The sequence below is a fragment of the Actinosynnema sp. NPDC020468 genome, assembly GCF_040642015.1.
GTDB lineage: Bacteria > Actinomycetota > Actinomycetes > Mycobacteriales > Pseudonocardiaceae > Actinosynnema.
Map to the genome: position 1 here is coordinate 1 of NZ_JBFAEO010000036.1, position 26,203 is coordinate 26,203.

Consider the following 26,203-nt stretch of genomic DNA (forward strand, 5'->3'; position numbering starts at 1 on the left):
CCGGCGGCGACTTGCCGCCGTGGCGCGCCGTTTTCCCCGTGACCAAGCCGGCTCATCCTCGAAAGTCCCCTGTCCGAGGAGGCCCCATGTCACGCTCCCTCGTCGCCCTGCTCCTCGCCGCACTCCTGACCACCGGCGCACCACCGGCACAGGCCGCGGCACCCGCTACACCTCCACCGCCGGCGGGCCCGGTCCACCGGGTCACCCTGCTCACCGGCGATGTCGTGTCCTACCAGGAAAATCCCGACCACCAGGCCGCCGTCACGGTCGAACCCGCACCCCGCGAGGACGGCACCGCGCCCGCGTTCGGCGTCACCACCACCGCCACCGGCGTCTCGGTCCTGCCCTCCGACGCCGTGCCGCTGATCGCCACCGGACTGCTCGACCCGGGCCTGTTCGACGTCACGGCCCTGGTCGCGGACGGCCGCACGGACACCGTGCCGGTCATCGTCGAGTGGGACGGCCGACCCACCTCCCTCGCCGTGCGGACCCCGTTGGACGGCGCGGCGGGGGTGCACGTCGGCGCGGCCCAGGCGCCGTCGTTCTGGCACGGGCTGACCACCGGCGCGCTCGGCGTGCGCAAAGTGCTGCCGGACCGCCGGGTCCGGGTCGCCGACACCGGGAGCCACGGCCTGGCCCAGCCCGGCGCCGCGCAGGCCGCGGGCCCGGACGGCACCGGCGTCAAGGTCGCCGTGGTGGACACCGGGATCGACGCCACGCACCCGGATCTCGCGGGCCGGGTGCGGGCGTCGGCCGACTTCAGCGGCGAGGGCGACGTGGTGGACCGGCACGGTCACGGCACGCACGTCGCGTCGATCCTGGCGGGCTCCGGCAAGGCCTCGGGCGGCCGCTACCGCGGTGTCGCGCCGGGCGCGGACCTGCTGGTGGCCAAGGTGTTCGACGCCTCGGGCATGGGCGACACCTCGCAGGTGATGGCCGGCATCGAGTGGGCCGTCGAGCAGGGCGCGTCGGTGGTCAACCTCAGCCTCGGCGCGGGCGCCACCGACGGCGCGGACCCGTTGAGCGAACTGGTGGACGAGCTGTCCGCCAAGACGGGCGCGCTGTTCGTGGTCGCCGCGGGCAACTCCGGGCCGGGCGACCGGACCGTCACCACTCCGGGCGCGGCGGCGGCCGCCCTGACCGTCGGCGCCGTCGACCAGCAGGACAGGATCGCCTGGTTCTCCGGGCGCGGGCCGCGACTGCGCGACGCCGCAGTCAAACCCGAGATCACCGCGCCGGGCGTGGACGTCGTCGCGGCCCGGGCCGCCGGCACCACGATGGGCAAGCCGGTCGACAACGCCTACACCGCCGCGTCCGGCACCTCCATGGCCACCCCGGACGTCGCGGGCGCGGCCGTGCTGCTGCGCCAGGTCCACCCCGACTGGCCGCCGCAGGCGGTGAAGGACGCGCTCGTCTCCACCGCGAAGGACGTCGGCGCGAGCTGGTTCGAACAGGGCGCGGGCCGGCTCGACCTGCCCCGCGCGCTGGCGACCACCGCTCGCGGACCGGCGGCCGCGGCGTTCGGCCGGTTGGACGGACCGACCACCCGCGCGGTGACCTACACCAACACCGCCGACACCCCGCTGGCCCTGTCGCTCACGCTCACCGTCCGCTCCTGGGACGGCAAACCCCCGCCCGCCAAGGGCATGGCGCTCGGCGGCGGCGCGCTGACCGTGCCGGCGCGGTCCACCGCCTCGGTCACCGTCACGGCCGACCCGGCCCAGGGCCGTTCCGGCGTCTACGGCGGCACGGTCGTCGCCACCACGCCCGACGGGACCACCCTGCGCACCCCCGTCAGCACCTACAACGCCCCGCCGCTGTTCCCGGTGTCGATCCGGGTGCTCGACGGCACGGGCGCGCCGGCCGCGCTCTCCACCGCGCAACTGGTGGACGACCGCGCGGGCGCGGGCAACGCCAACGACCCGTTCCTGGACCAGGTCACCTACCCGGTCGACCTGGTCGCGGGCGTCGGCCGGACGTCGCTGCCCACGGGCAGCTACTCCGCCCTGGGCTGGTCGATGGAACGCGGTGTCGACGTCCGCCGCTGGTCCGCGCTGGCCGCCGACGAGGTGAAGGTGGACCGCGACACCACGATCACCCTCGACGCGCGCCAGGCCGTGCCGGTGACCCTGGCCGCGCAGGTCCGCACCGACCAGCGCGACCGCACGGTGGCGCTGCGCCGGGTGGTGCCGCCGAACGCCGGCCGACCCGGTGTGGTCGCCGAGGCCTCGCTGACCGCGGGCGCGACCACGTGGGAAATCCGCGCGACACCGGCGCCGGCCGCCGGCACGGGCGCGATCTCCTTGCAGGACACCGCGTCCCTGAGCCCCACCGCGGCGGACGTCGAGGTCGCGGGCGTCGTGCTGCACCCGGAGTACGACGTCGCCTCGGTCGTCGCGAAGTGGCCCGGCACGCACACCGCGCCGGTCGCCGAATCCGGTGACCTGAAGGGAAAGGTGGCACTCCTGCCGATCCCCGTGCCGACCTCCGGCGACCAGGTGGGCGGGGTCGCCCGGGCCGCCGCCACCGCGGTGAAGACCGCCGCCGACGCGGGCGCGGTGGCCGCCCTGGTCTACCCGGACGCGCCGGGCGCGCTGTCCACCGGGCCCCTGACCGGCCCGATCCCGGTGTTCGCGCTCGACCGGGCGGAGGGCGGCCAGGTCCGGAACCGGCCGGGCGAAGCCAAGATCACCGTGCGACCGAGCCCGGACGCGATGTACACCCTGAGCGTCGTGGACCCGGACGGCGTGCCCGCCGCGCACCGGCGCACCGTCCCGAACACCGACCTCGTCGCGACCCGCACCACCTACCACGCCGACCGACCCGGCGTGACCGGGCAGAAGACGGCCTACGCGTTCCCGACCGGCCTGTGGCGGACCCAGTTCTCCCAGGGCACGAAGATCCCGCTGCCCGGCGCCTGGACCGAGTACACCGGACCCGGCGACGACTCGGTGGTCTGGAAGCGCGTCGTGACCACGTCCGCGCCCCAGGCCGCGCTGTCGCTCAACCAGCAGAACGTCTACCACGCGGGCGAGCGGTCCCGCCCGGACGAGCACTGGTTCCGCGCCCCGCTGCACCCCGTCGCGGTCGACCTCGGCGGCGACCACCCGGCCCGCTACCCCACCACGGCGGGCGCGTGGCGGGTGCTGTGCTCGAACTGCCGCGAGGGCGACCTGTTCACCCCCGCACTCCAGTGGACCGACGGCGAGCACTACACCAACCCCTACGAGAACAGCCGCTACTTCACCACCACGACCACCAGGCTCTTCCTGGGGAACAAGGAGATCCCCCGCGTCGACGACCCGCTGGCGTCGTTCCCCCGGTTCCCGCTGACCGCCGAACCCGGCGCCTACCGCCTCCAGCAGACCGACGTGCTGCCGACCACGCCCCAGGTCGGCGCGCCCAGCACCGTCCTCTTCGGACACCCGAGCCGGATCGACACCACCTGGACCTTCACCTCCGCCCGAGCGGGCGAGGCGCCGCCACTGGGCTACGGCTGCCAGGACGGCCCGACCTGCTCGTTCCAACCGCTGATCGCGCTGGACTACCGGCTGCCGCTGGACCCGACCGGCGTCCTGGCCGGGTCGACCTTCGAGATCGCCGCCGGCCACCACACCGGCGCGCGCGGCGGCGGACCCGTCACCACGCTCGGCGTGTCCTACTCCTCCGACGGCACGACCTGGACCACCGCCACCACCACGCCCGTCGCGCCCGACCGCTGGTCGGTGACCGCCGACGCGCCCGCCGGCGACGTGTGGCTGCGCGTGGAGGCCAGGGACAGCAAGGGGAACGCGGTCAGCCAGGTGGTGGCACGGGCCTACCGTCGCGGCTGACCGGCACCCACCCGCGGGCCGCCGCCCGCAACCCCGCCTGGAACCTCGTCTGCGCGCCCAACTCGTCCATCAGCACCCGCAACCGGCGCTGGTAGGTCCGGTAGCTCAACCCGAGCTGCTTGGCGATGCTCCGGTCCGGCATGCCGGTGGTGAGCAGGGCGAGCAGCCGGGAGTCCACTGTGGACAGCACGGACCCGCTCGGCATCGCCAGCGGGAAACCCTGCCGCCACAGGCTTTCGAACAGCACGCCGAGCGCGTCCAGCAACGTGCACGGCCGCACCACCAGCGCGGCGCCCGACGCGGGCACGGCGCTGTCCAGCGGGATCAGCCCGACGCTGCCGTCGACCAGGATCATCTTCAACGGCGCGTCGGGCACCACCCGGGCCTCCTCGCCCAGGTCCAGCCCGGCCTCCAGGTCCGACGCCAGGTCGTGCAGCTCCAGCGCGGCCAGGTCGTACACGCCCCGGAAGCGCACACCCCGCCCCAGCAGGTCCCGCTCCACCGGGTGCAGCACCGTCGGCGGCTGCGCGTACGGCGCCTTGTCCACGAACCGCACCTCGCGCCGCGCGCCGCGCATCACCTGGTCCGCCCGCCGCGCGATCGACGGCCCGCCGGTCACCACCTCCAGCAGCCGACCCGGGTCGTGCCCCAGCACCGCGCGCCGGTGCCGCTCCTGCAACTCCGCCGTCAGCCGCCGGACCGCCTCCAGCTGCCGCTCCTTGCGCAGCACCGCGCCACCCAGCGCCACCTCCGGCGCGATCGCGGTGAACCGGGCCGGCCGGTCCACCGACCGGACGACCATCCCACCGGCCACCAACGCGCGCAGCACCGCGGACAGCCGCCGCGCGGGCAACCCCGTCCGCGCCGCCAGCCCGGCCGCGGTGCCCGGTTCGTCCACCAGCGCCCGGTACACCGCCAGCTCGACCGGCGTCAGGTCACCGTCATCAGGCATCGGGCCGGAGCAGACCGGCCACGTCCGCGTCGTCCCTGATCACCGCCCGGGCCACGTCCACCACCTGCCGCTGCCGCTCCCGCGCCCACACCCGCATCGCGGTGAACGCCTCGGTCGGCGAGATGCCGCGCACCTCCGAGAGCACGCCCTTGGCCTGCTCCACGGTGATCCGGTCGTGCAACGCCCGCCGCAACTGCTCGGCGAGCAGCTCCTGGTACGCGCGGGACCGGATGTGCGGCAACGAGATCGCCGCCAGGTCCGCGAACGCCCGCACCACCTCGGCGTCGTCCTCGCCCAGCCCGTCGGCGCGGAACAGGTTCACCACGCCGACGATCCGCTCGCCGAGCCTCATCGGCACGGCCTGCACCACCTCGAACCCGCACTCCCCCACCAGCGTCGCGAACGGACCCGGCGGCAGGTCCGCGTGCGCCAGGGTCACCGGGGAGCCCGTCCGGTACGCCTCCACCGCCGGCCCGACGTCCTGCTGGAGGTGGAACAGCTCCAGCAGGTCCGGGCGCTCCCGCGACGCCGCCATCAGGTTCAGCGTCCCCCGGTGGTCGGCCAGCAGCACGCCCACCACCGGCGCGTCCAGCACCTGGCCGCAGCGCTCGGCGAGGACCTGGAGGAACTCGATCACGTCCAGCCCGCTCGCCAGGGTGTCCGCCAGTTCGACGAAGGTCCGCGCCAACCGCTGTTCCAACACGTGGATCACCCCTGTTCCGACTCGGACTCGGTATCGGGCTCGTCGTCCAAGTCGGTGTGGAACATCAACCGGTGCGCGAGCACGTCGGCAGCCACATCGGCGAGTCGGGTGCCTGTTCGATACGCGTGCGCGCGCAGGCGCACGAAAGCAGTGGCGAGGTCGCTGCGCAGCTGGACCGACGCGACACCGGTCGCCTGGTGCACCGTCGCCCAACGCACCTCGACCGCGTCGGCGAACGGGTCCTCGCCCACCCCGGACGGCCCGGCGCGCAACAGCAGCAGCATCGCCGCGTCCGCGAGCAGCAGCCCGTCCACGATCTGGCCCGGTGTCGCGGCGCCCGCCACGTCCCGGTAGACCTCCAGGCAGCCGACCACGATCGCGCCCATCATCACCGGGTACGCCGACACCGAGAACACCCCGTGCGTCAGCGCGAACGGCGCGAACACCGGCCACCGCTCACCCGCCGAGCCCGACCTCAGGTCCGCGACCAACACCGGGTACTCGTCGCGCAGCGCGTCGACCGCCGGACCCTCGCCGAAGGTCACCTCGGCTTCGCTGACCTGGTCCGCCGTCGGCCCCGACACCGCCACCGGCTCGCTGCGCACCCCGTCCACCACCTGGTAGACGATCACCGCGGACGCGCCGAGGACGGAGGTCGCGACCACACACAGGTGGCGCGTCCCGACCGCGACGCCCTCGGCGGCGGCCTCCTCGCGGACGAGCTGCCAGAGCCAAGCCCGGCGTGCGTCGTCGGCGGCGTCCCCGTTGTGGTTGGACATTTGCCATCAATGCTCGCAGACGGCGGTTGTCGGGGCGCGGTCGGGCCGGGAATACTCTCCGTGTGTCCACCACGAGGGACAGCTTGCTCGCGGCCGCCGCCACGGCATTCGACCAGAACGGGTACGTGCGAGCGACCATCGATGACGTCTGCGATCTGGCGGGCGTGACGAAAGGCGCTCTGTACGGCCACTTCAGCTCGAAGAAGGCGCTCGCGGTCGCGGTGCTCGACCGCCAGGCCCAGGAGTGGGTCAGGACCCGCGAACAGCTCCAGCAGACCCACCGCAGCCCGCTCCAGGTCATGGTCGACCTCGGCTACGCCGTGCACCGCGACCACCTGGTCGCGCAGCGACTGCTGTTCCAGTCACCCATCTGCGACGACGTCGCGGACCGCCAGATCGCCCAGTGGACCTGGACCAACCACGAGTTGCTGCGCGCCGCCGCGTTCCGGGGCGAACTCCTCGACGGCATCGACCTCGGCGGCTGCGCCGAGGCGATGGTCGCCGCGCTCGTCGGCGCGCACCTGGTGTCCATGGCCATCGGCGACGCGGACCACGTGAACGCGCGCATCGCCGGCATGTGGCGCGCCTGGCTGCCGACGCTGGCCAGGCCGGAGGTGTGCGCGGCGCTGCGCCTGGCCGCGCCGCGCGTCCGGCCCCGCTGACCCTCCACTCAGGACGGTCGACCGGGCCGCACCACCGCCCAGACCACCGTGCCGCCGGTCCAGGTCGTCGACCACCCGCAGCGCGGCTCGGCGTTGCGCGCCGCCGACACCACGCGGCGCAACTCGTGCGGTTCGCACCGGATCGACAGGTCGCTGGTCACCACGACCGCGAGCAGCCCGGCGCGCAGCTCGAACCCGAGCACCGGACGGCTGCCCGGCATCCGGGCCACCAGGTCGACCAGGCCGACCGCGACCGGCACCACGAGCGAGCTGTCCGCGATGCCCCACACCAGGCAGGTCTCCTCGGCCGCGAACCGGGCGAACGCCGGGTCCGCGGCCTCCGGCAGCGGCAACCGCACCACCCGGCGCGCCGGCACCTCGCCGAGGTCCGCCAGCGCGGCGTCGACCGTGTTGTAGTGGCGCAGTGGCCACGAATCCTGGTCGGCGCGGTCGACCAGGACGATCGGCACGCCCGGCCACTCCGAGACCTGCGCGTGCACGGACCGGAACACCGACGCCGCCGTCCACGGGTCGACCTTCAGGCCGCGCAGGTCCACGATGACCGCTTTCGGCTGGGCCAGCACGGTCATCAGCAGCACGTCCCGCATCGCCGGGTACGTCTTCGCGTCCAACGTCCCCGAGGCCTCCAGGATCGCCGTGCCGTCCTCACCCCACAGGGCTACTTCAAGCGCGTTGTCCGACACGGCTCCTCCTCGGCAGCCTGGTGGGCCTTTGTTGACCGAGCGACGCCGGCCGCCCTACCGTTGCGGTGGAAAGGGGCAACCCGTTGACCTTCCTCTCGCAAGGAGCCCGTACCCGGGCACGCCTCGTCGCGGCGAGCATCGAGCTGTTCGACCGGGACGGGTTCGAGGGCACCTCGCTGGACGCCGTGTGTCGCCGGATATCGGTGACGAAGGGCGCGCTGTACCGCCATTTTCCGTCCAAGCAGGCGTTGGCGGTGGCCGTGGTCGAGGAGCACTTCCGACGGTGGCACGAGGTTCGGGCGGAAGTCCAGGAGTCCGGGGCCGGCCCGATGCAAACTCTCATCGATGTCACCCACCGGATGAACAACCTCACCCACTCGGATCAAACCGTTCGGGTGGCAGTTCGGCTGCTGTTCACCAGTGAGCTGTTCGAGTTGTTGGCGGGCATGCACTTCGTGAGCCTGGTCGTGATGGTGCGCGAACTCCTCGGCCAGGCCGTCGCGGAGGGTGAGGTCCGCACCGAGGTCGACACCCGCGAGGAGGCCGAGGCGATCACCGCGACCATCGTGGGCTCCCAGGCCCTGACGGTCGTCACCGCAGGCCACGACGACCCCGCCGACCGCCTGGCCACGATGTGGCGCCACCGCCTCGGCCACCTGGTCGTCCCGGACCGCCTCGCCGCCGTGCGAACCTCCGCACTGGCGTGCTGACCACCGCCCCGCCACCAACCCCACCGCTCCCACCACCGAGCCCAAGCCACGCGCGCCCGATCCACATGTCCGTTATGCGGCACCGGCCCGGTCCGGCGCAACCCTGGGGAACCGTCAACTTTTGTTTGCACTGAAATAATCGTGAAGACCGATGGAGGACGGGGCGACCTGCGATCGACCGCGCTGATCGACCCGCCGGCAGTCAGGCGAACGATCAGGCAATCGATGAGGCAACCCATGAGGCAAACGGCGAGACAAACGATCAAGCGAAACATCAAGCGAACAGACACGCCAGCCAGGGCTACCAGGGCTGCCGGGACGGCAGAGGCGGCAGAGCCGGCAGGGTGCGCGATGCCGCAGAGTTGCTTGCACTGAAGGAAAACTGAAGGAAGTCGAAGTCCCGGAGCACAAGACCCGGCACCCACCGACTGCCGACCCCGGGCCGATGCCCAACCGGGGAGGTCGGTCACCAGCGGCCTATTGGCAACAGTCGGCCACCAGCGGCCGGTTAGCAGCAGTCGGTCACCAGGGTCGGTCATCGGCGGGGCGGAGACCCGACGGACGGCCACCGGCAGGCGGCGCGCACTGCGGGCGGGTGCGGGCGAGGGCGGGTGCGGGCAGGCGGAGGCAAGGCCCAAGCCGAACGACCGGCGGCCGACCCGGGCCGCAGTCCCAGCGGCGCGGTCGGTCCAAGCGAGGCGGTCGGTCATCGGCAGGGCGGTTGGCCCAGGCACGGCGGCAGTCCCAGCGAGGCGGCCGGTCCAGGCCGAGCCGTCGGTCATCGGCGGGGCCGTCGGTCCAAACGAGGCGATCGGTCGTCGGTTGAGCGGTCGGTCCAAGCGGGGCGGTCGGTCCAAGCCGGGCCGTCGGTCGTCGGCGGAGCGGTCGGTCCAAGCGGGGCGGTCGGTCCAAGCCGGGCCGTCGGTCGTCGGCGGAGCGGTCGGTCCAAGCGGGGCGGTCGGTTCAAGCGGGGTCGCTGTCCAAGCGGGGCGGTCGGTTCAAGCGAGACTGTCGGTTGCCGGCGGGTTGTTGCGGGCGGGCAGGTGTGGCTGGTGCTCGGGCGGTCGCTCAAGTGCAATGCCGGAGCCGAAAGCCCGTGGCTGTCGGTTGCTGGGCCGCGGTCCGAGCGAAGCCGGCGCGGGCGGGAAGCTCGGATGGGGGTTGGGGACTGGGCAGGCCGGGGTGGCGGAGGAGGATGCGTGGTGGTCAGGGGACCGGGCGCAGGTGGCGTTCGCCGGCGATCGCGGCGAGCAGGCGGTCCATCTCCACGTTTCCCACCGACTTCGCGTACAGCTCCTCGAACCTCGCCACGTGCTGCGCCACGCTCGCCGCCCCCGTGATGGCCACCGCGCCGGCCACCATGTCCACCACCACCAGCCGGTCGTCGTAGACGTGGAAGGTCGACCCCGGCAGCTCCGCCGTCGAGTGGAACGGCAGGATGCGGAGGTCCACGGTCGGGCGGCGGCTTGCGTCTCTGGCGTCCTCGCACGACTGCGGCGACGAGCGGACCGCGCCCTCGGTCAGGATCGCGCGCACCTGGACGTTCGGGTGCAACTCCGACACCAGCAGGTCCGGCACCGTCGACACGCCCACCGTCCGGATCAGGCTCGACGTCGCCACCGCGCGCGACACGCTCGGACGGTCCGCCGACGCACCCTGGTGGAACACCGTGCGCCGGGTCGGCGTCTCACCGCAAGCCTTGGCGGACAACGCGATCAGCTCCACCGACTTGCGCCGCGACAGCCCGTACGCCCGCGCCAGCCGCTCCACGTCCTCCACCTTCGGCAGCAGCCGGCCCGTCTCGATCTTGGAGATCTTCGACTGGCTCATGCCCGACACCTCCCCCGCGAGCTTGCCCGTCATCCCCTGGTTCAACCGCGCCCGCAACAGCTCGGCGGACAGCTCCTCCCGCCGCGCCCGCGCGTCGCCCGTCGACTCCGCTCCCTCGTGGTAACCCCTGGGCCGCAACGGGATGCCCGCCGCCACCAGCGTCGAGCGCACCGTCCCGTAGGACCGGCCGGTCGTGTCGGCCAGGGCGCGGATCGACGCGCCCTGGAGGTAGGACGTCATCACGTACGTCCTGAAGTTGCTCTTCGCGGTCACGGATTCCCCACCGGTTTCGTCGTGCGCGGCACCGCGTGCCGCGACTGTGCTGGACTCGGCTTCTGCCTCGGGTAGGGCGGTATGCCCTCCCGCTCCCGCCAGACCCGGTCGCAGTCCTGGCACGTGGGCCAGCACCACTCCGGGTACGGCGGGGTGATCGGCACGACCAGTGGCAACCCGCACAGGGTCTCGGCATCGTCCCTGGGCACCCGGTCCTGCCTGATCGCGTGGCGCCGCTCCCCGTACGGCAGCCAGCGGAACTCTCGCTTCACCTCGTCTCCCTGCGTCGGCTGATTAACGTTATAACCTGCACGTGCACCATGGGGAGTACACCATCGGGTGAACCACAAGGACCCGATCTTCGGGCACACTGGACCGCACAAACCCGGAAACCTTCGACAGAATCAGAGGTTGACATGACCAACAGCGCGAGCCCCACTGTCTACAAACGACAGTTGGGCATGGCGCTTGAGTCGATGCGCGAGGCAGCGGGCCAGTCCGTCGACACCGCCGCCACGACGCTGGAGTGCTCGGTCGCCAAGATCCGGCGCATCGAGGCCGGTGACTCCGCGGTGCGCGCGTCGGAGTTGAAGGACCTGCTCGACCTCTTCGGCGCGACCAAGAGCGAGCGCAAGCACATGGAGGAGCTGGGCCGCGAAGCCAGAAAACGTCAGCCGAAGACCGCGTACGGAGTCGTGCTGCCCGACTTCTTCCGCAAGTTCTTCAGCCTGGAGCAGATCGCGGTGGAAATCCTGCTCTACCACGGCGAACTGATCCCCGGGCAGTTCCAGACCCCGGGCTACGCGCGAGCGTTGATCGAGGCCAACCCCGCGCACACCGACGACGAAGAGATCGACCTGCTGATCCAGGCACGTCAGGCGAGGCAGGGTCGGGTCACGCAGGCCGGGGACCCGCAGCGACACCACGTGGTGTTGCACGAGTCGGCGATCCGGACCGTCGTGGGCAGCCCGGAGGTGATGAAGGACCAGCTCCTCCACCTGCGCAAGCTCGCTTCGCTGCCGCACGTGACGTTGCAGGTGATCCCGTTCAGCGCGGGGGCGCACGCAGCGTCCGGGCTGCCGTTCATCCTGCTCCGCTTCCAGGACAACGTGCGCAACGTGGTGTACCTGGAGAACCTGACCACGGCCGCGTCGTTGGACGAGCCGACCCACGTCGCGCAGTACGAAATGGCGTTCCGCCATGTGGTGGGCGCGGCGCTCTCGCCCTCCAAGACCAGTTCTCTGCTGGCTACAGTTGCAGGTGAACTGTGAGCTGAGAGAAGAGGGAGGTGCGGGCGATGAACCCGGACTTGACCTGGCGGAAGTCGAGCCGCAGCGCAGGCAACGGCGGCGCGTGCGTCGAGTTGGCGCACGACACCAGGACGCTGCTGGTGCGGGACTCGAAGAACCCCGAAGGTCCCGTGCTCAGCTTCGACCGAGCGCACTTCGCCGGTTTTCTGGCCGCGGTGAAGGACGCCTGACGGAAGTCCGCGGCTCCCGGTGGATCCTCGCCGGGGCCGCGGCGTCGGGTGGTGTCGGACCGTCAGCGGTAGAGGGCGGTGACGGTAGTCGGAGTGGTCGGTTCGGTGCCGTCGGTGGAGGTCAGGGCCGTGCGGTGGGGCGCGCTGTCCGGTTCCCACAGGTAGGTGGCCGTCGCGCCGGAGACGCAGGCGTACGACCGTTCCGCGGACTCCGGGCGGACGCGGTCGACGGTTTCGGTGCAGATGTCGCCGCCGGCCAGTTCGAGCCGCCACGGGTGGGGCACGGCGACGACGGCGTGCACGACCGGCAGCGGCAGGCCGGTGCGGACGACGAGCGTCGAGCCGAGTGCGACGCAGGCGACCAGCGGGGTCGCCCACGCCGGGTCGCGCGGGTCCGTCGGGCGGGGGCCGAGCACGCACGGGTCGAGGAGTCGGTCACCCACCTGGCACTGGTAGGCGTCCGGTCGGCGCGCGACGTAGGACGGCGCGACGCAGGAGCCCTCGGCCGTCGGTCGCGGCGGGATACCGGCCCACGCGTCGAAGCGCTCGGGGTCGAGCGGGTCGGCGGGTGCGCGTGCGGGTGGCGGCGCGGTGCGCTCGACGGGCGGCGGGTCGGCGCGCCACACGACCGTTCTGGTCGAGGAGTCGACGCCCTCGGTGCCGAACAGCAGCACCCCGCGACCGCCGACGATGATCCGGTCGAGTGACGTGGCGCCGTCGAGACCGTTGCCGTGCAACGGGATCCGCTGCCACCACGAGCCGTCGGCCGAGGTCCACGCCACCCCGACGTCCCGCTCGAGGTCCTGCGCCCGACCGACCGCGACGAAGCCGCTCCCCCACCGCAGCACCTCGGTCGTCTCCCGCTTGTCCGCGGGCACGACGCCGAGGTCGGGCAGCGCCCCGGGGTCGACCGACGCCGTCCGCCACCGGCCACCGCGGCGGTACCAGGTGGTCGTGCCGCCGGTGAGCAACCCGGTGACCGCGACCTCGTCCGTCGCCGTGCCGGCCGACGCCAGCACCTCCTCCGAGCCGAGGTCGAGGTCCGTCCACGCCGCGCCGTCCGGCGACGACAGCACCGAGTCGCCGATCGACAGCAGGAACCCGCGCGGCGTCGCGACGAGGTGCGACGGCACCAGGCCGTCGAGGTCGGACACCGCCCGGATGGTGTCGAACGACCGGCCGTCCGGCGAGTACCACCGGTGCACGCCCTGGACGACCGGTCCCGAGCCGACCACCAGCACCCCGCGCGGTCCGGCCGCGAGCGCGAAGACGGGCAGTTCCGCCACCTCGGTCGCGGGCCCGGTGCCCAGCGGGAACGCCTGCCACGCCACGCCGTCCTCGGTGCGCCACAGCACGATGTCGTCGGCCGTCGACCCGAGCAGGTAGCCGGCGTCGCCGTACCCGGCCGCGTCGATCACCACCGTGATCCCCTCCGGCGGCGCGGAACGCCACTTCAGCCCGTCCTCGGAGGTCAGCACCCGCAACTCCGCGCCGGGTACGCCCGCCGCCAGCAGGTACCCGTCGTCCCAGCCCGCCGACCACGGGTTCGGCGGCGGTTCCGCGAGCTCGCCGAGCCTGGTCCAGTCGGGTCGTGGCGCGGACACCGGTTCCGCAGGGCCGGCCGAGGCCGCCGCGAGCACCAGCACCACCACGAGCACGACCCTGATCAGCACGGCTTGTTCACCTTCAGGTCGTGGTCGGAGCAGAACAGCCTGGCCGCGGTGAGCGAGGTGGTGCGAAAGGGTTTCCCGCCGTCGTCCACGACCAGCTCCCCCGTCCGCGCGCCCGACGACCAGCGCAGCACCAGCCGCCACTCGACCGCGCCGCCGGAGATCCGCGGCACGACCACGAGCTGCTCCGGCTCCGACCGGTCCACCGAGTAGGGAAAGGTCCGCGTGCCGGCCACCGGCGCCAGCACGGGAGCGGCCGCCGTCAGGTCGGTGTCGAAGTAGCGGACGGGCACCTCGGCCTGGCAGCCGTCCGGCAGGTAGGTCCCCGGCACGGCGTCGAACCGGCGTTCGACCCTGATCTCCGCCGACCGCACCACGACCGCCAGGCCCGCGACACCCTGCACGGTCGCCGCCAGCCTGCCGCCCGGTCCGAGCGTTCCGGGGAAGGTCCGCTCGAACGGGACCGGCGCGGTGCCGGAGTAGTCGACCACCTTGCCGCCGTCGCACGTGCCGGTGGACCGGTAGTCGGCCACGACCGCGAGCGGCACGGCCGGCTCCTCCTCAACCTGGCGGTCCCGGCTCACCAGCACGACCGCGACGAGCGACAGCACCGCGACGACCGCGAGCGCCACCACGCCACGCCGGTCCTGCACGGCGATCAGCACGCGGTCGATCCGCGACGCCTGGACGACCGAGTCCGCGTCGCCGACGTGGTGGTTGCGGGTGCGTTCGCCCCGGGTTCGCTCGATGGCACCGATCGTGGTGGTGCGCGACCGTGCCCTGCCACGCAAAAGTGCGGGGTTCAGCGCAGGTTCGCCGCTTTGCCGAGCAGGTAGTGCCGTTCGGGCAGGCTGGTCGTGCGCGCGGCGGCGGCCCGGTAGTGCGTCCGCGCCCGGTCCTTCTCGCCCGCCATCTCGTGCAGGTGGCCGCGCACCGAGTCCAGCCGGTGGTGGCCGGGCAACCGGTCGTCCAGCGTGTCGATCAACGCGAGCCCGGCGGCCGGCCCGCGCGTCATCGCCACCGCGACCGCCCGGTTCAGCGTGACGACGGGATTGCCGGTGACCCGTTCCAGCAGCGCGTACATGGTGTCGATCTGCGCCCAGTCGGTCTGCTCGGCGGTGCGCGCGTCGTCGTGCAGGGCGGCGATCGCGGCCTGGAGCTGGTACTCGCCGATCTCGCCGCGCGCCAACGCCTCCTCGATCAGCGCGACGCCCTCCACGATCAGCGCCTCGTCCCACCGCGCGCGGTCCTGGTCGGCCAACGGGATCAGCTCGCCGTGCGGTCCGGTGCGGGCCGGGCGGCGGGCGTCGGTCAGCAGCATCAGCGCGAGCAGGCCGGTGACCTCGGGGTCGTCGGGGCGCAGCACGTGCACGAGCCTGGTCAGCCGGATCGCCTCGCCGGACAACTCCACCCGGTTCAGCGCCGGCCCGACGCTGCCCGCGTAGCCCTCGTTGAACATCAGGTACAGCACGTGCAGCACGGACCGCAGGCTGCGCGGGTCCGGCTGTTCGAGGGTGCGGACCTTCTGCTTGGCGCGGCTGATCCGTTGCGCCATCGTGGTTTCCGGCACCAGGAACGCGTTCGCGATCTCGGCCGTGGTGAGCCCGCCGACCGCGCGCAACGTCAACGCGATCGCGGACGGCGGTGTCAGCGCGGGGTGGCAGCAGAGGAACAGCAGCGTGAGGGTGTCGTCGTGGTCGGGCACCTCGGGCGGCGGCTCGGCGACGGCGTTCTCCTCGCGCCGCCGCCGGGCGTGCTCGCTGCGCAACCGGTCGGTGAGGGCGTTGGTCGCGGCCTTCACCAGCCAGGCCTTCGGGTGCTCCGGCACCTCCCGCCACGTGCGGACGGCCGCGAGCACCGCGTCCTGCACCGCGTCCTCGGCCGCGTCGAAGTCGCCGTGCCGGCGCACGAGGATGCCGAGGACCTGCGGCACGAGCTCGCGCAACAGGTCCTCGGTGCCGCGGTCCTCGACGGCCCGGCGCGCAGGCCGGCCGTGCTCCCCACCCGGCAATCCTTCGGCGGCACGACCGGCAGGCCGGGCGAGGTCGGCCCGGTCCCCACCCGGCGATCCTTCTGCCGTGCGGCGAGCGGGCTGGGCGAGATCGGCGTGCGCCTCGCCCGACAATCGTTCTGCCGCGGGTCGGGCGAGGTCGGCACGGTCCTCACCCGACAATCCTTCTGCCGCGCGGCGAGCGGATCGGGTGAGGTCGGCGTGCGCCTCGCCCGACGGGTCGCCGATGGACCGGGTCACTCCTCGGGCAGGGTCGGCGCGCTCATCACTTCGCGGACCTCGATGGGCTGACCCATCGGCACCCCGCCCGGACCGGGCGCGGCGGAGGCCTTGGCGGCGATCTCCAGGGCGCGCTCCGGGGTGGCGTCGACCATCCACCAGCCGGCGAGGAACTCCTTCGACTCCGGGAACGGGCCGTCGGTCACCACGGGCGCGCCGCCGGTGGCCGTGACGATCTTCGCGAACTCCGGGCCCGCCAGGCCCTGGCCGTCGACCAGCTCGCCGTTCGCGGTCAGCTCGGCGCCGAGCGCGTGCTGGAACTCGAGGTGCCGGCGGATGTCCTCCTGCGGCCACTCGGGCAGGGGCACGTCGCAGTTCGCGGCCGCGCCGTAGTTCATCAGCAGCAGGAACCTGGCCATGGTGTCGCCTCCCAGCGGATTCGCGCCCATCTTGGCGCGTTCGGCAGTGGAACGGCGCCGACCGGCCGCGCTCGACACCCCGACGTGTGACTTGAGTCACTACACTGGCGCAGGCCGACGCCGGAAACCGGCCACCTCCCACCGATAGTTTCGGAGGCTAGAATCCCTCACATGCCACCTCCGACCTCGGACGGTGCACCGCACCGCACCACCATCGCGCACATCGCCGCCGAGGCGGGTGTATCGGTGCCGACAGTTTCGAAGGTCGTGAACGGTCGCCCGGACGTGGCCCCGGAAACCCGCGAACGCGTCGAGGCCGCCATCCGCCGGCACGACTACCGCCGCCGCGCGGACACCCGCCGCTCGACCGCCGTGGAACTGGTCTTCGGCGACCTGACCTCGCCCCGCACCCAACTCCTGCTCCAGGGTGCGGAGGAGTCGGCCACCGCCCACCACCTCTCCCTCACCGTCTCCACCCCGACCCACCCGGGTTGGCTCGACGCCCTGATCGGCCGCAAGCCCCTGGCCGTGGTCGCGACGACCGCCGCCCTGCCGCGCTCGGACCTGGCGAAACTCGCCGCCCGGGCCATCCCGGTGGTGATGGTCGACCCGACCGCCGAGCCGCCGCCGGACACCCCGTCGGTCGGCGCCACGAACTGGACCGGCGCCGTCACCGCGACCCGGCACCTGCTGACGTCGGGCCACGAGCGCATCGCCCTGATCGCCGGCCCACCCGACGACCTCCCCACCCGAGCCCGCCTGGACGGCTACCGCGCCGCGCTGGAAACCGCCGGCCACCCGTTCGACCCGACCCTGGTCCACCACACGGCGCCGACCCCCTCGGCCGCCGCGACCGCCGCCACCGCGCTGCTCTCCCTGCCGACCCGCCCGACCGCGATCTTCGCGTGCAGCGACCTCCAGGCCCTGGGCGTCTACGAGGCCGCGCGCCGCCACGCCCTGCACATCCCGGACGACCTGAGCGTCGTGGGCTTCGACGACCTCCCGCTCTCCGCCTGGACCTCCCCGCCGCTGACCACGATCAGACAACCCCTGCGCGACATGGCCACCACCGCCACCACGCTCGCGATCTCGCTGGCCGAAGGCAGAACCCCACCCCACCCGAACCAGGAACTCCCCACCACCCTGACCCTGCGCTCCAGCACCACCCCACCCTCGTTCCGCCCCCGGTGCTAAACCCCACCGGGGTATAGTCCCGCCATGCCCGGCCACCCCCACCGCACCCGGTGGCCATCGGCCTGCCTGCTGATCCTCGGCCTGACGTTCGCCGCGATCGCGATGCACCACCTACCCGCCCCCGCCCCGACTCCCCACCCCGGAATCACCCGCACGAGTGGCCACGCCGCGGCAAGCAGCGCGGCACTCGGCGAAGAACACGGCGGCGGCGACCACGGCGCTCGCGATCAGGACAGTGGCGAGCACCGCACCGGCAGCCAGGGCAGCGGCGACCACGACAGTCGCGACCAGGGCAGTCGCGATCAAGGCAGCGGCATACACAGCGGCGGCAACCAGGGCGGCGGGGAGCACGGCGGCGACCAAGACAGCGGGGTGCACAGCGGCGGCACCCAAGACGGCGGCAGCCAAGGTGGTGGGGAGCACGGGCCGGGCGGCCTGCACCTCTGCGTCGCGGTCGTCGGCGTTCTGCCCGGAAGCACGCTCGTCCACCTCACCAAGAGCCTGCTCGCGTCGCCCTCGGCACCGATCGTTGAGTTGTTGGCAGGTAGGATTGTTGAACGATTCTACTTGTCACATGTTCGACCATCCCCTCACCGAGTTCTGGATCTTGTGGGCGTTCTGAGGTTGTGAGGAGAGCGAGTTCTCCGCGCTTTCCGAAAACCGCACGAACGACGACCCAGGACTGGACCATGATCAGGAAGAACCTGGTCGGGGCGCTCACGCGCGCCCTGATCACGAGCGTTTTCGCCGCCTTCGCCCTGGCGGGGTGCGGCGCGTCGACTCCGGTCGACCACAACGACGCCGATGTGGCGTTCGCTCGGGGCATGCTGCCGCACCACCAAGGTGCCATCGATATGGCGAAACTAGTCGAGGAACGTAGTGAGAATCCGTCGGTGATCGCGCTCGCGAAACGTATCGCTAGCACTCAGGGACCCGAGATCACCACGCTCACCCGCTGGTTGACCGAGTGGGACGTCCCGGCGCAGGAAATGGCACACGGCGACACCAAGGGCAACACTCATGGCGACACCCACGGCGACACCAAGGGCGATACGAACAGCGGCACGAACGGCGACACCCAGGGTGGCGATGAATCGGCCGAACTCACTCCACTGTCGGGTGAGGTGTTCGACCGCCGCTTCCTGGAACTGATGATCAAGCACCACGAAGGCGCGATCTCGATGGCTTCGGACGAGCTTCGTGATGGCCGTCACACCGCCGCGAAAGCCTTGGCGCAGCAGGTCAAGGACTCCCAGCAGGCGGAGATCACCGAAATGCGCGGTCTCCTGGAACGCACCGGCTGAGGATCCGGGCGGGACCCCCTATAGACGCCGGGGGTCCCGCTCCGTAACCTGTCCGAGACCTGACGGCGTCACCCGATTGGGCGATGCCCCCGTTCACAGGAGGAATGCGCGACCGTGGCCCCCGCACAGCGCACAGTCCGCGCGGCTCTGACGGCCACTGCCGTCGCCGCACTCGTGGGCGTCCTGCCCCAGCCGATCGCCGCCGCCGACCCGGTGCCGCCGAACGCCTCGGACGCCCTGAAGAAGTACAACGACCTCTCCACCGAGGCGGAGAAGCTCAACGAGGAGCACCTGCGCGCCCAGGACGACCTGAAGGCGAAGCAGGGCGAACTCGACAAGGCCAACGCCGACCTGACCGCCGCCCAGCAGGCGACCGAGTCCCTGCGCGGCGACGTCGACCTGCTGACCGAGGCGTCGTTCGAGGGCGCCCGGTTCAACCAGCTCTCGGCGCTGCTCGTCAGCGACTCCCAGCAGGACTTCCTCAACCGGATGTCCGCGCTCGGCGTGCTGGCCGGCGAGAACGCCGAGGCGCTGTCCGGTCTCACCGCCGCCGTCACCAAGGCCGAGGACGCGCAGAAGCGCGCCACCCAGGCCGCGAACGACGCGGCGAAGATCGTGGAGGACGTCGCCAAGCGCAAGGACGACCTGGACAAGCAGGTCGGCGAGGCTCGCGACCAGTACCAGTCGCTGAGCGCGTCGGAGAAGGCGCAGCTGAGCAACCCCGGCGACACCTCGCCGATCCGGGTCCCCTCCGGCACGGCCGGCGTGGCGCTGGACTTCGCGCTCTCGCAGCGCGGCAAGCCCTACGTCTACGGCTCGAACGGCCCGGACTCGTGGGACTGCTCCAGCCTGATGCAGGCGTCCTACCGCGCCGCCGGCGTCTCGATCCCGCGCACCACCTACGGCCAGGCCGAGGTCGGCCGCTCGGTGTCGCGCGGCGAGGTCAAGGCGGGCGACCTGATCATCTACTACTCCAGCCAGTCGCACGTGGCGATGGCGATCGACAACGTGAACGCCGTGCACGCGTCCACCGAGGGCGTCCCGGTCAAGATCGCGACCATCGACTCGATCGGTCCGATCAGCGTGATCCGCCGGATCGACGGCTGAGCTTCACCCGCCAGTGGGCGGTTCCCGCTCGTCGGGAGCCGCCCGCTGATCGTTTTCACCGCACTCCACCAGGCCGCACTCGCTAGGCTTTTCGTTTCAGAAGCGATGCAACTGGCGAACGGGTGGTGCGGGGTGCTCTGGAGTCCCGGCGCGGTGGCGCGGATGCTCGGCATCTCGCCCACGACGCTGCGCACGTGGGACCGGCGGTACGGGCTCGGCCCGAGCACCCGGCAGGAGGGCAAGCACCGGCGCTACACCGCGGCCGACGTGGCGCGGTTGCGCCGGATGCTGGACCTGACCGGCGAGGGCGTGGCACCGGCCGCCGCGGCGGCGGTCGCGATGGGCGCCGAGCCACCGCCGTCCCCCCGATCGGGTGGCGGACGCCGTGCGGTCGCGGTCGAGGGCGGCTCGGCCCGCGGGTTCGCCCGGGCCGCGTCCCGGCTCGACCTGACCCTGATGACGAGCCTGGCGACCCGGCTGATCGAGGAGCACGGCGTGGTCGGCGCGTGGAACGACGTGCTGATGCCGTTCCTGGTCGCGCTCGGCGACCGGGTCACCGCCCAGGGCTCCGGGGTCGAGGTCGAGCACCTCGCGACGTCGAGCATCGTGGGCGTGCTGCGCGGACGCGCGGTGCCCGGGTTCTCCGGACGGCTGCCGGCGCTGCTCGCGTGCGCGCCCGAGGAGCAGCACAGCCTGCCGCTGGACGTCCTCGCGGCGGCGTTGGGCGAGCACGGGTGCGCGACCCGCAACCTCGGCGCGCGGGTGCCGGCCCGGGCACTACTCGATGCGGTGATGTTGCTGGCACCGCGGTGCGTGGTCGTGTGGGCGCACTCGGCGGACCTGGCCGCGCTGGTGCCGGTTGCTGACCTGCTGGAACGCGGCTGCACCGTGCTCGTCGCGGGCCCGGGGTGGCCTGCCGCGCCCCCTGGTTCCCGTTTCCTGGGCTCGCTAAACGAGGCTCTCGCCACGGTTCTGGAGTTGAACCGATTTTGAATCGAATTTAGGCTCTGAAGGGTCGCGCTCGTGCAGATCGAGGTGGTCCCCGTGCCAGAGCTGTCCCGCCTTCCGGAACCGGTCTCGGAGTCGTGGGACTGGCAGTTGCGAGGTTCGTGCCGCGGCATGGACACCGCCCTGTTCTTCCACACGCCGAACGAGCGCGGCTCGGCCCGCCAAGCCAGGGAGAGCCGCGCCAAGCAGATCTGCGCGGCGTGCCCGGTGCGCCAGGAGTGCCGCGCCCACGCGCTGGCGGTCGAGGAGACCTACGGCATCTGGGGTGGTCTCGGCGAGAGCGAACTGCGGGCGTTGATCTCGCGCAACCACCGGCGCGCCTGACGTGAGCACGGTCGAGGACCGCATGGTGGCCCTGGTCTGGTCGGTCGCCGCCAGCTGCCAACCACCGCGCCGGGCGAAGCGCACCGCGCTCCGCGTCCTGCGCGACCACTGGCACCCGCCGACCCCGGACGACCGCCACGCCCGCAACCTCCGAGGCCGCCTGGTCACCGCCCTGCGCCACGAACTGGGCGCCGCCGCCGAAGCCGCCATCGCCACCGCGCGGGTGCTGGACGAACTGACCCTGACCACCCACCGCTGACCGCAGACCACAGGCCGCGGCTCGGCGTCACCGGGCCGGGGACGGACGCCGGCCGGGCGGCGGACGCCGAGCCGGGGACGGACGCCGGGTCGAGCGCGGAGCTGGGTCGAGACCGGACGCCGGGGCGACACCGGACGCCAGGTCGAGACCGCACGCTGGTCGAGACCGGCGTTGGGCGGAGGACGGACACCGAGCCAAGGGCAGGTGTCGGGCTGAGCGCAGGCACGGGGTGGAGGGCAGGCGCCGAGCAGACCCGCACCGCAGGGTCGGGGCTGCTTCGCGGCGCGCGACCGCCAAGCCGAAGGCGGACCCAAGGCGCGGCAGGTACGGCTTCGCCGCGACCACGCCCTGCCGCGAAGCGTCCGCGCTTGGCCGAGCGCGCTCAGGCGGCGCACCGGACGCTCTCCGCGACCGAGGTGCGGCGACGGGCGCTCGCCGGCCGATCCACGAATTCGCCCGGGACACCCGACCCGCGCCAAGACCGTCGCTCACGCCGGTTCGGAACGCACCGCGCACAAAGACGCGCCTCCGCTGCCTCGTCCGCCGCTGCCTCGTCCGCCGCTGCCTCGTCCGCCCCTGCCCCGGCCGCCCCTGCCCCGGCCGCCGAGCCTCGCGTGGCGGTGCACCTCGACACCGGCCGGCGATCATCGCCCCTGGTGCGCGACGGACCTGCCGGCCCCCGGCGGCCCACCGACAGCTCCCCGCGACGCCAACTCCCGGCACCAGCCGGCGCGCCCACCCGGCGCGAGCCCCCGGATCACGCGGCCTTCGGGTACGGGACCGGGCGGCAGCCGCAGTGGGCGCACACCGGGTGGAGCGGGAGCGGGGTGCGGAGGGTGGCGAGGAGTTTGGTGGCGTCGTCGAACGTCGGCGGGCGTTGGCCCGGCACCAGGAGGCTGTCGAGGACCTCCTGGTGGCGGCGGGAGCGGGCGCGGGCTCGCTCCACCGGGTCCTTGAGGCGTTCGCGGACCCGGGCTCGGGAAGCGGCGACCGCGCGCTCACCCGCCGGAGGCAGCGGGCGGCGGGGGCGCGGCTGGTTCAGGTGGGCGTTGCGGCGGTTCACCCGCCACCACTGGCCCAGCGTCATGCCGGGCACCGGGGGGCGCGCCCGACGCGCGCCCCCCTCCCACCACGAGCGCAGGCGCGCACGGAGGAAGTCGTGCGCCACCTGGTCGCGGGTCTTGGGCGCACCCTGGCGAACACCGTCCGGCCGCTTGTCCACCGCGAGCAGGACCGCGTCCACGGTCCAGCCCTCGGCGAACCACGGCGCGAGCAGGGCGCGCACCGACGATCGGTCGGCGTCACCCCACGAGGCACGGCGGCACAGCGACTCCACCGCCGTGTCCACCTCGTGCTCCGTCTCCGGAATCACACGGCCCGGCCACTGCCGGGGATCGAGTCGAACACGCATTGCCGGCTCCTCCCGAACGCGCTCCGAACATCTGTTCGAGATAGTCCCACCGACCACCGACAATTTTGAAGACAGAAGACTTGACTTATATAAGCCATAGCTATAAACATGCAGCGTGCACGCCTTCGACGTCCTCGGCGACCCGGTCCGCCGGCGGATCCTCGAACTGCTCGCCACCGGCGAACGCCCGGCCGGCGAGGTCACCGAGGCCATCCGGGCCGAGTTCGGGATCTCCCAGCCGGCGGTCTCGCAGCACCTCAAGGTGCTCCGCGACCACGGCTTCGCCAAGGTCCGACCCGAGGGCACGCGAAGGCTGTACGCGGTGGACGACGAAGGGCTGCGGGCCGTGGACGCCTGGCTCGACCAGTTCCGCCGCTTCTGGAACCACCACCTGGACGCGCTCGCCACCGAACTGGCCCGCGGCCGAAGGCGACGACGGGAGAACCCATGATCGAGATCGCGGACCAGCTCAAGGCCATCCACCGCTCCGTGCGCCGGGACGAGGAGCACGTGGGCCTGTTCATCGAACGCACCTACGACGCCGACGCCACCGACGTGTGGGAGGCCCTGACCGACCCCGAGCGGCTCAAGAGGTGGTTCCTGCCGGTCAGCGGCGACCTGAAGGTCGGCGGCCGGTTCCAGCTGGAGAACCACGCGGGCGGCGAGATCCTGGAGTGCGAGCCGCCGCGCCGCCTCCGCGTCACCTTCGGCGGCGACGACAGCTTCGTGGAGCTGCGGCTGACCGAAGCCGACGGCCGCACCACGTTCACCCTCGACCACACGGTCCCGTTGAGCACCGCGCAGAACGGCGCCGGCGCGCTGTACCCGGGCCCGGGCTGGGACGGCATCTTCCTGGGCCTCGACATGTTCCTCAAGGGCGAAACCATCGAGGACCCGATCGCGCTGGCCAACTCGACCGAGGGCCAGCGGTTCACCCTGGGCGCGATCGAGGCGTGGGCCGCGGCCGTGGCCGAGTCCGGCACGGCCACGGCCGAGGAGTTGGCCGCGACCGTGGAGGTCGCACGCGGCCACTACGCGCCCGACGTGAGCTAGGGCGCGTCGACGTCGGCCTCCACGCTGCTCAACGTCTTCTCGATGTCGTCGAAGCCGGGATCCCGCACCGACGCGGAATCCCGGCACGCGACGAGCGAGAGCACCAGCGCCACCACGGCGAACGCGGTCCTCACTTGCCGCCGCCGCAGTGCTCGGCCTTGAATTTCGCCGTCCGGTCGGTCAGGTTCGCGAGCTTGTCCACCTGACCGGACCGCCGCTCGATCCGCTGGTCGAGCCGGTCGGCCCGCGCCGTGTCACCCGAGTCGCGCGCCTTCTGCGCCTGCGCCTTCAGCCACGCCGTCGACCCCGCGACGTCGGCGCCGCCGTTGATCCGGGTGGTGAGCTTGCGCACCCGCTCCTCCACCCGCGGCACCCGCTTCTCGCACAGCTCCTTCACCTTGTCGGGGGAGATCGTGATCGGCGCGTACGTGGTGTCCGCCGCCGCGACCCCCGTCGTGACGAGCCCGAACGTGCCGGCGACGACCGCGGCCACCACCGAGGAACGCATCCACTTGGTCATGCCGGCAACGATCGCCGACGACGGTGAGCGCACCGTCCGGCGGATGTTCGGGTTCTGCAAAGGCCGGTCCCGCACCGGTTCCGCGAGGGCCTCGTTTCACCCCGCCGCGCGCCGGCAACCCCCGACCCCATGACCGACACCCTGTGGGACGAGTTCCACCACGTCGTCAACATGACGTCGCACGAACTGGAGGACTGGCTGCGCACCCGGTCGGCCGACGAGGAGTCCGAGGAACTCCCGGACCGGGCGGGCACCCTCACCGGGCAGGAGGTGCTGCGGGTGCTCCGCAAGCGCCGGACCGACCTGACGACCGAGGACGTCCGGGTCATGCGGAAGGTGGTGGACCGGGTCCACGAGCAGCGCCGCGACGACCTGGAGCCCACCGCGGGCGAGGCGCACTGGCGGCACCGGCTGATGTCGATCGGCCACGACCCGCTCAAGCCCGCCTAGCGGGCGGATCCGCGTCCGACAGCCGCACGCCCGCCTCCGGGACCAGCCCGAACCGCACGACCTGGCGGCGGGCGAGCACGTCGGTCGCCCAGTCGGTGGCCACCCGCAGCCGGTTGCCGGGCATCGCGAGCAGGTGGTAACCGCGTGCCACGACCTTCGCGGGCCACCCACTCAACGGCACGTGCAGCGGGTCGGCCACCGCCTGTCCCCCGCCGAGGTCGACCACGAACCCGAGGTCGCGGTGCCGGTAGGGCCGGGCCGGGCCGAACCCGAGCGACGCCGCCAGGTTCGCGCCGGCGAGCTTGCCCTGCCGCTGCGCGTGCTGCGCGGTCATCGGGGTGGGCGCGCCGCCGTTGTAGACGTCCGGCACCGCGGCCACGTCGCCGGCGGCGAACACGTCCGGGTGACCGGGAACGGCCAACCCCTGCCCCACCACGACCCGGCCCTTCAGGGTCCGCACGTCCACCGACTCCACCAGCGGGTCCGGTCGCACGCCGACGCACCACACCACGGTCCGGGTCGGGATCTCGCCGCCGTCGGTCAACGTCGCGCAGGTCGCGCTCACCGAGGCGACCGAGGTGCGCAGCCGGACGTCCACGCCGCGCGACCGCAGCACCCGCTCGGCCGGACCCGACAACCGCTCGTTCAACCCCGGCAGCACCCGCGACGCGGTGTCCACCAGCACCCACCGCACCTCGTCGGGCGAGAGCCCCGACCGGTGCCGCAACGCCTCCCGGGTCAGCTGCACGCCCTGCGCGACCAGCTCGGTCCCGGTGTACCCGGCGCCGACCACCACGAACGTGGCGCGCGACCGCCGTTCCACCGGGTCGTCGGCCAGTTCGGCCAGTTCCACCTGCCGCAGCACGTGGTCGCGCAGGTACACCGCCTCGGCCACCGACTTGAACCCGTGCGCGTGCTCGGCGACGCCGGGCACCGACATCAGCCGGGTGACGCTGCCGCAGGTGATCAGCACCCGGTCCCAGGCCAACTCCTGCTCGCGCCCCTCGACGTCGACCGCCGAGAGCGTGCGCGCCTCGAGGTCGATCCCGGTGGCGTGCGCCTGCACGAGCCGGGTGCGCGGCAGCTTGGGGCGCAGCGGCACGGCGACCCGGCGCGGGTCGAGCACACCGCCCGCGACCTCGGGCAGCAGCGGCACGTAGAGCAGGTAGTCCGCCGGGTTCACCGCGACGAGGTCCACCGCGTCGGGCGGCACCACCCGTTCGAGGGTCCTCAGGGCGTGGTAACCGGCGAATCCGGTTCCCACCACCAGAACGCGTGGCTTTCCCATGTCGACGCCGCCTCTCGCCTAGCGTGTGCGGAGTACGCCG

General features: G+C 72.8%; 29 protein-coding genes and 1 pseudogene. 15 read left to right on the forward strand and 15 right to left on the reverse strand.

Going from position 1 to position 26,203, the window contains the following annotated elements; genetic code table 11:
- The first annotated feature begins 86 nt into the window (after window positions 1-86).
- Window positions 87-3,833: a S8 family peptidase gene (locus AB0G50_RS24165; protein ID WP_360112426.1), complete on the forward strand. Its 3,747-nt coding sequence runs from the start codon at window positions 87-89 to the stop codon at window positions 3,831-3,833.
- Here the strand turns inward: AB0G50_RS24165 and AB0G50_RS24170 are convergent.
- The 3 genes from AB0G50_RS24170 to AB0G50_RS24180 are packed head-to-tail and all read right to left on the reverse strand — an operon-like array spanning window position 3,796 to window position 6,267.
- Window positions 3,796-4,785, reverse strand: a complete 990-nt coding sequence (locus AB0G50_RS24170) for a helix-turn-helix domain-containing protein (protein WP_360112428.1) — start codon at window positions 4,783-4,785, stop codon at window positions 3,796-3,798. The two genes, AB0G50_RS24165 and AB0G50_RS24170, sit on opposite strands and share 38 nt — an antisense overlap.
- A complete protein-coding gene (locus AB0G50_RS24175; protein WP_360112430.1) occupies window positions 4,778-5,488 on the reverse strand; it encodes a GAF and ANTAR domain-containing protein in 711 nt (236 codons plus the stop codon). The genes AB0G50_RS24170 and AB0G50_RS24175 overlap by 8 nt, the downstream gene beginning before the upstream one ends.
- A 5-nt stretch (window positions 5,489-5,493) precedes the next feature.
- Entirely contained in the window at window positions 5,494-6,267 is a 774-nt protein-coding gene (locus AB0G50_RS24180) for a GAF and ANTAR domain-containing protein (RefSeq protein WP_360112432.1), read from the reverse strand.
- Between the two features lie 62 nt (window positions 6,268-6,329).
- On the opposite strand from AB0G50_RS24180, the gene AB0G50_RS24185 reads away from it, so the two are divergent.
- A complete protein-coding gene (locus AB0G50_RS24185; protein ID WP_360112434.1) occupies window positions 6,330-6,929 on the forward strand; it encodes a TetR/AcrR family transcriptional regulator in 600 nt (199 codons plus the stop codon).
- Between the two features lie 8 nt (window positions 6,930-6,937).
- Here AB0G50_RS24185 and AB0G50_RS24190 read toward each other — a convergent pair whose 3' ends face one another.
- Window positions 6,938-7,633, reverse strand: coding sequence for a hypothetical protein (locus AB0G50_RS24190; protein WP_360112436.1), 696 nt, complete (start codon window positions 7,631-7,633; stop codon window positions 6,938-6,940).
- Between the two features lie 65 nt (window positions 7,634-7,698).
- Here AB0G50_RS24190 and AB0G50_RS24195 point away from each other — a divergent pair, with 65 nt between their 5' ends.
- Complete coding sequence (locus AB0G50_RS24195; protein WP_360112438.1) at window positions 7,699-8,343, forward strand: TetR/AcrR family transcriptional regulator; 645 nt, start codon at window positions 7,699-7,701, stop codon at window positions 8,341-8,343.
- 1,206 nt (window positions 8,344-9,549) lie between these two features.
- Here the strand turns inward: AB0G50_RS24195 and AB0G50_RS24200 are convergent.
- The 3 genes and pseudogenes from AB0G50_RS24200 to AB0G50_RS24210 form a co-directional block, all read right to left on the reverse strand.
- Window positions 9,550-10,311 carry a Scr1 family TA system antitoxin-like transcriptional regulator gene (locus AB0G50_RS24200; protein WP_360112595.1) on the reverse strand — a complete coding sequence of 254 codons (762 nt, stop codon included), beginning with the start codon at window positions 10,309-10,311 and terminating at the stop codon, window positions 9,550-9,552.
- Window positions 10,297-10,404: pseudogene (locus AB0G50_RS24205) on the reverse strand (helix-turn-helix domain-containing protein); the annotation flags it as partial. The gene AB0G50_RS24200 and the pseudogene AB0G50_RS24205, both read right to left, overlap by 15 nt.
- Window positions 10,405-10,442: 38 nt before the next feature.
- Window positions 10,443-10,718, reverse strand: a complete 276-nt coding sequence (locus AB0G50_RS24210) for a zinc finger protein (RefSeq protein ID WP_360112440.1) — start codon at window positions 10,716-10,718, stop codon at window positions 10,443-10,445.
- A 144-nt stretch (window positions 10,719-10,862) separates the two neighbouring features.
- On the opposite strand from AB0G50_RS24210, the gene AB0G50_RS24215 reads away from it, so the two are divergent.
- Window positions 10,863-11,717, forward strand: a complete 855-nt coding sequence (locus tag AB0G50_RS24215) for a helix-turn-helix transcriptional regulator (protein ID WP_360112442.1) — start codon at window positions 10,863-10,865, stop codon at window positions 11,715-11,717.
- A 26-nt stretch (window positions 11,718-11,743) separates the two neighbouring features.
- Window positions 11,744-11,926 (forward strand): DUF397 domain-containing protein, encoded by a 183-nt coding sequence (locus tag AB0G50_RS24220; protein WP_360112444.1) that lies wholly within the window; start codon window positions 11,744-11,746, stop codon window positions 11,924-11,926.
- Between the two features lie 62 nt (window positions 11,927-11,988).
- On the opposite strand, the gene AB0G50_RS24225 is transcribed toward AB0G50_RS24220, so the two are convergent.
- The 4 genes from AB0G50_RS24225 to AB0G50_RS24240 all read right to left on the reverse strand — a co-directional run bounded on the left by AB0G50_RS24225 (window position 11,989) and on the right by AB0G50_RS24240 (window position 16,245).
- Complete coding sequence (locus AB0G50_RS24225) at window positions 11,989-13,599, reverse strand: hypothetical protein (RefSeq protein ID WP_360112446.1); 1,611 nt, start codon at window positions 13,597-13,599, stop codon at window positions 11,989-11,991.
- Window positions 13,593-14,387: a hypothetical protein gene (locus AB0G50_RS24230; RefSeq protein WP_360112448.1), complete on the reverse strand. Its 795-nt coding sequence runs from the start codon at window positions 14,385-14,387 to the stop codon at window positions 13,593-13,595. The genes AB0G50_RS24225 and AB0G50_RS24230 overlap by 7 nt, the downstream gene beginning before the upstream one ends.
- 11 nt (window positions 14,388-14,398) lie before the next feature.
- A complete protein-coding gene (locus AB0G50_RS24235) occupies window positions 14,399-15,607 on the reverse strand; it encodes a sigma-70 family RNA polymerase sigma factor (protein ID WP_360112597.1) in 1,209 nt (402 codons plus the stop codon).
- Between the two features lie 236 nt (window positions 15,608-15,843).
- Complete coding sequence (locus tag AB0G50_RS24240; protein ID WP_360112450.1) at window positions 15,844-16,245, reverse strand: YciI family protein; 402 nt, start codon at window positions 16,243-16,245, stop codon at window positions 15,844-15,846.
- Window positions 16,246-16,416: 171 nt separating this feature from the next.
- On the opposite strand from AB0G50_RS24240, the gene AB0G50_RS24245 reads away from it, so the two are divergent.
- The 7 genes from AB0G50_RS24245 (at window position 16,417) to AB0G50_RS24275 (ending at window position 21,441) form a co-directional block, all read left to right on the forward strand.
- Window positions 16,417-17,439, forward strand: coding sequence for a LacI family DNA-binding transcriptional regulator (locus tag AB0G50_RS24245; RefSeq protein ID WP_360112452.1), 1,023 nt, complete (start codon window positions 16,417-16,419; stop codon window positions 17,437-17,439).
- 24 nt (window positions 17,440-17,463) lie between these two features.
- A complete protein-coding gene (locus AB0G50_RS24250) occupies window positions 17,464-18,069 on the forward strand; it encodes a hypothetical protein (protein ID WP_360112454.1) in 606 nt (201 codons plus the stop codon).
- A gap of 59 nt (window positions 18,070-18,128) precedes the next feature.
- Window positions 18,129-18,743 carry a DUF305 domain-containing protein gene (locus tag AB0G50_RS24255; protein ID WP_360112456.1) on the forward strand — a complete coding sequence of 205 codons (615 nt, stop codon included), beginning with the start codon at window positions 18,129-18,131 and terminating at the stop codon, window positions 18,741-18,743.
- A gap of 174 nt (window positions 18,744-18,917) precedes the next feature.
- A complete protein-coding gene (locus AB0G50_RS24260; protein WP_360112458.1) occupies window positions 18,918-19,850 on the forward strand; it encodes an NlpC/P60 family protein in 933 nt (310 codons plus the stop codon).
- A gap of 132 nt (window positions 19,851-19,982) precedes the next feature.
- The gene (locus AB0G50_RS24265) at window positions 19,983-20,843 is read left to right on the forward strand and encodes a MerR family transcriptional regulator (protein WP_360112460.1); all 861 of its coding nucleotides are present in this window, start codon (window positions 19,983-19,985) and stop codon (window positions 20,841-20,843) included.
- Between the two features lie 51 nt (window positions 20,844-20,894).
- Window positions 20,895-21,182, forward strand: a complete 288-nt coding sequence (locus AB0G50_RS24270; RefSeq protein ID WP_360112462.1) for a WhiB family transcriptional regulator — start codon at window positions 20,895-20,897, stop codon at window positions 21,180-21,182.
- Between the two features lies 1 nt (window position 21,183).
- A complete protein-coding gene (locus AB0G50_RS24275; RefSeq protein WP_360112464.1) occupies window positions 21,184-21,441 on the forward strand; it encodes a hypothetical protein in 258 nt (85 codons plus the stop codon).
- Between the two features lie 757 nt (window positions 21,442-22,198).
- Here the strand turns inward: AB0G50_RS24275 and AB0G50_RS24280 are convergent.
- Complete coding sequence (locus tag AB0G50_RS24280; RefSeq protein ID WP_360112466.1) at window positions 22,199-22,789, reverse strand: hypothetical protein; 591 nt, start codon at window positions 22,787-22,789, stop codon at window positions 22,199-22,201.
- A gap of 178 nt (window positions 22,790-22,967) precedes the next feature.
- On the opposite strand from AB0G50_RS24280, the gene AB0G50_RS24285 reads away from it, so the two are divergent.
- Window positions 22,968-23,303 (forward strand): metalloregulator ArsR/SmtB family transcription factor, encoded by a 336-nt coding sequence (locus tag AB0G50_RS24285; protein WP_360112468.1) that lies wholly within the window; start codon window positions 22,968-22,970, stop codon window positions 23,301-23,303.
- The gene (locus tag AB0G50_RS24290; RefSeq protein ID WP_360112470.1) at window positions 23,300-23,905 is read left to right on the forward strand and encodes an SRPBCC family protein; all 606 of its coding nucleotides are present in this window, start codon (window positions 23,300-23,302) and stop codon (window positions 23,903-23,905) included. Before AB0G50_RS24285 ends, AB0G50_RS24290 begins: the two co-directional genes overlap by 4 nt.
- Here AB0G50_RS24290 and AB0G50_RS24295 read toward each other — a convergent pair.
- On the reverse strand, window positions 23,902-24,039 hold the full coding sequence (locus AB0G50_RS24295; RefSeq protein ID WP_360112472.1) for a hypothetical protein: 138 nt from the start codon (window positions 24,037-24,039) through the stop codon (window positions 23,902-23,904). The two genes, AB0G50_RS24290 and AB0G50_RS24295, sit on opposite strands and share 4 nt — an antisense overlap.
- Window positions 24,036-24,425: a hypothetical protein gene (locus tag AB0G50_RS24300; protein WP_360112474.1), complete on the reverse strand. Its 390-nt coding sequence runs from the start codon at window positions 24,423-24,425 to the stop codon at window positions 24,036-24,038. Before AB0G50_RS24300 ends, AB0G50_RS24295 begins: the two co-directional genes overlap by 4 nt.
- 129 nt (window positions 24,426-24,554) lie before the next feature.
- On the opposite strand from AB0G50_RS24300, the gene AB0G50_RS24305 reads away from it, so the two are divergent.
- Entirely contained in the window at window positions 24,555-24,875 is a 321-nt protein-coding gene (locus AB0G50_RS24305) for a DUF3140 domain-containing protein (protein ID WP_360112476.1), read from the forward strand.
- Here AB0G50_RS24305 and AB0G50_RS24310 read toward each other — a convergent pair.
- The gene (locus AB0G50_RS24310) at window positions 24,862-26,163 is read right to left on the reverse strand and encodes an NAD(P)/FAD-dependent oxidoreductase (protein WP_360112478.1); all 1,302 of its coding nucleotides are present in this window, start codon (window positions 26,161-26,163) and stop codon (window positions 24,862-24,864) included. The two genes, AB0G50_RS24305 and AB0G50_RS24310, sit on opposite strands and share 14 nt — an antisense overlap.
- Between the last annotated feature and the right edge of the window lie 40 nt (window positions 26,164-26,203).

What these genes read in the sequence shown, in the direction of transcription:
- AB0G50_RS24300 (WP_360112474.1), bottom strand. Translation starts at nt 24,425, where the DNA reads ATGACCAAGTGGATGCGTTCCTCGGTGGTGGCCGCGGTCGTCGCCGGC.
- AB0G50_RS24165 (WP_360112426.1), top strand. Translation starts at nt 87, where the DNA reads ATGTCACGCTCCCTCGTCGCCCTGCTCCTCGCCGCACTCCTGACCACC.
- AB0G50_RS24255 (WP_360112456.1), top strand. Translation starts at nt 18,129, where the DNA reads ATGATCAGGAAGAACCTGGTCGGGGCGCTCACGCGCGCCCTGATCACG.
- AB0G50_RS24240 (WP_360112450.1), bottom strand. Translation starts at nt 16,245, where the DNA reads ATGGCCAGGTTCCTGCTGCTGATGAACTACGGCGCGGCCGCGAACTGC.
- AB0G50_RS24180 (WP_360112432.1), bottom strand. Translation starts at nt 6,267, where the DNA reads ATGTCCAACCACAACGGGGACGCCGCCGACGACGCACGCCGGGCTTGG.
- AB0G50_RS24290 (WP_360112470.1), top strand. Translation starts at nt 23,300, where the DNA reads ATGATCGAGATCGCGGACCAGCTCAAGGCCATCCACCGCTCCGTGCGC.
- AB0G50_RS24215 (WP_360112442.1), top strand. Translation starts at nt 10,863, where the DNA reads ATGACCAACAGCGCGAGCCCCACTGTCTACAAACGACAGTTGGGCATG.
- AB0G50_RS24310 (WP_360112478.1), bottom strand. Translation starts at nt 26,163, where the DNA reads ATGGGAAAGCCACGCGTTCTGGTGGTGGGAACCGGATTCGCCGGTTAC.
- AB0G50_RS24305 (WP_360112476.1), top strand. Translation starts at nt 24,555, where the DNA reads ATGACCGACACCCTGTGGGACGAGTTCCACCACGTCGTCAACATGACG.
- AB0G50_RS24245 (WP_360112452.1), top strand. Translation starts at nt 16,417, where the DNA reads ATGCCACCTCCGACCTCGGACGGTGCACCGCACCGCACCACCATCGCG.
- AB0G50_RS24170 (WP_360112428.1), bottom strand. Translation starts at nt 4,785, where the DNA reads ATGCCTGATGACGGTGACCTGACGCCGGTCGAGCTGGCGGTGTACCGG.
- AB0G50_RS24250 (WP_360112454.1), top strand. Translation starts at nt 17,464, where the DNA reads ATGCCCGGCCACCCCCACCGCACCCGGTGGCCATCGGCCTGCCTGCTG.
- AB0G50_RS24220 (WP_360112444.1), top strand. Translation starts at nt 11,744, where the DNA reads ATGAACCCGGACTTGACCTGGCGGAAGTCGAGCCGCAGCGCAGGCAAC.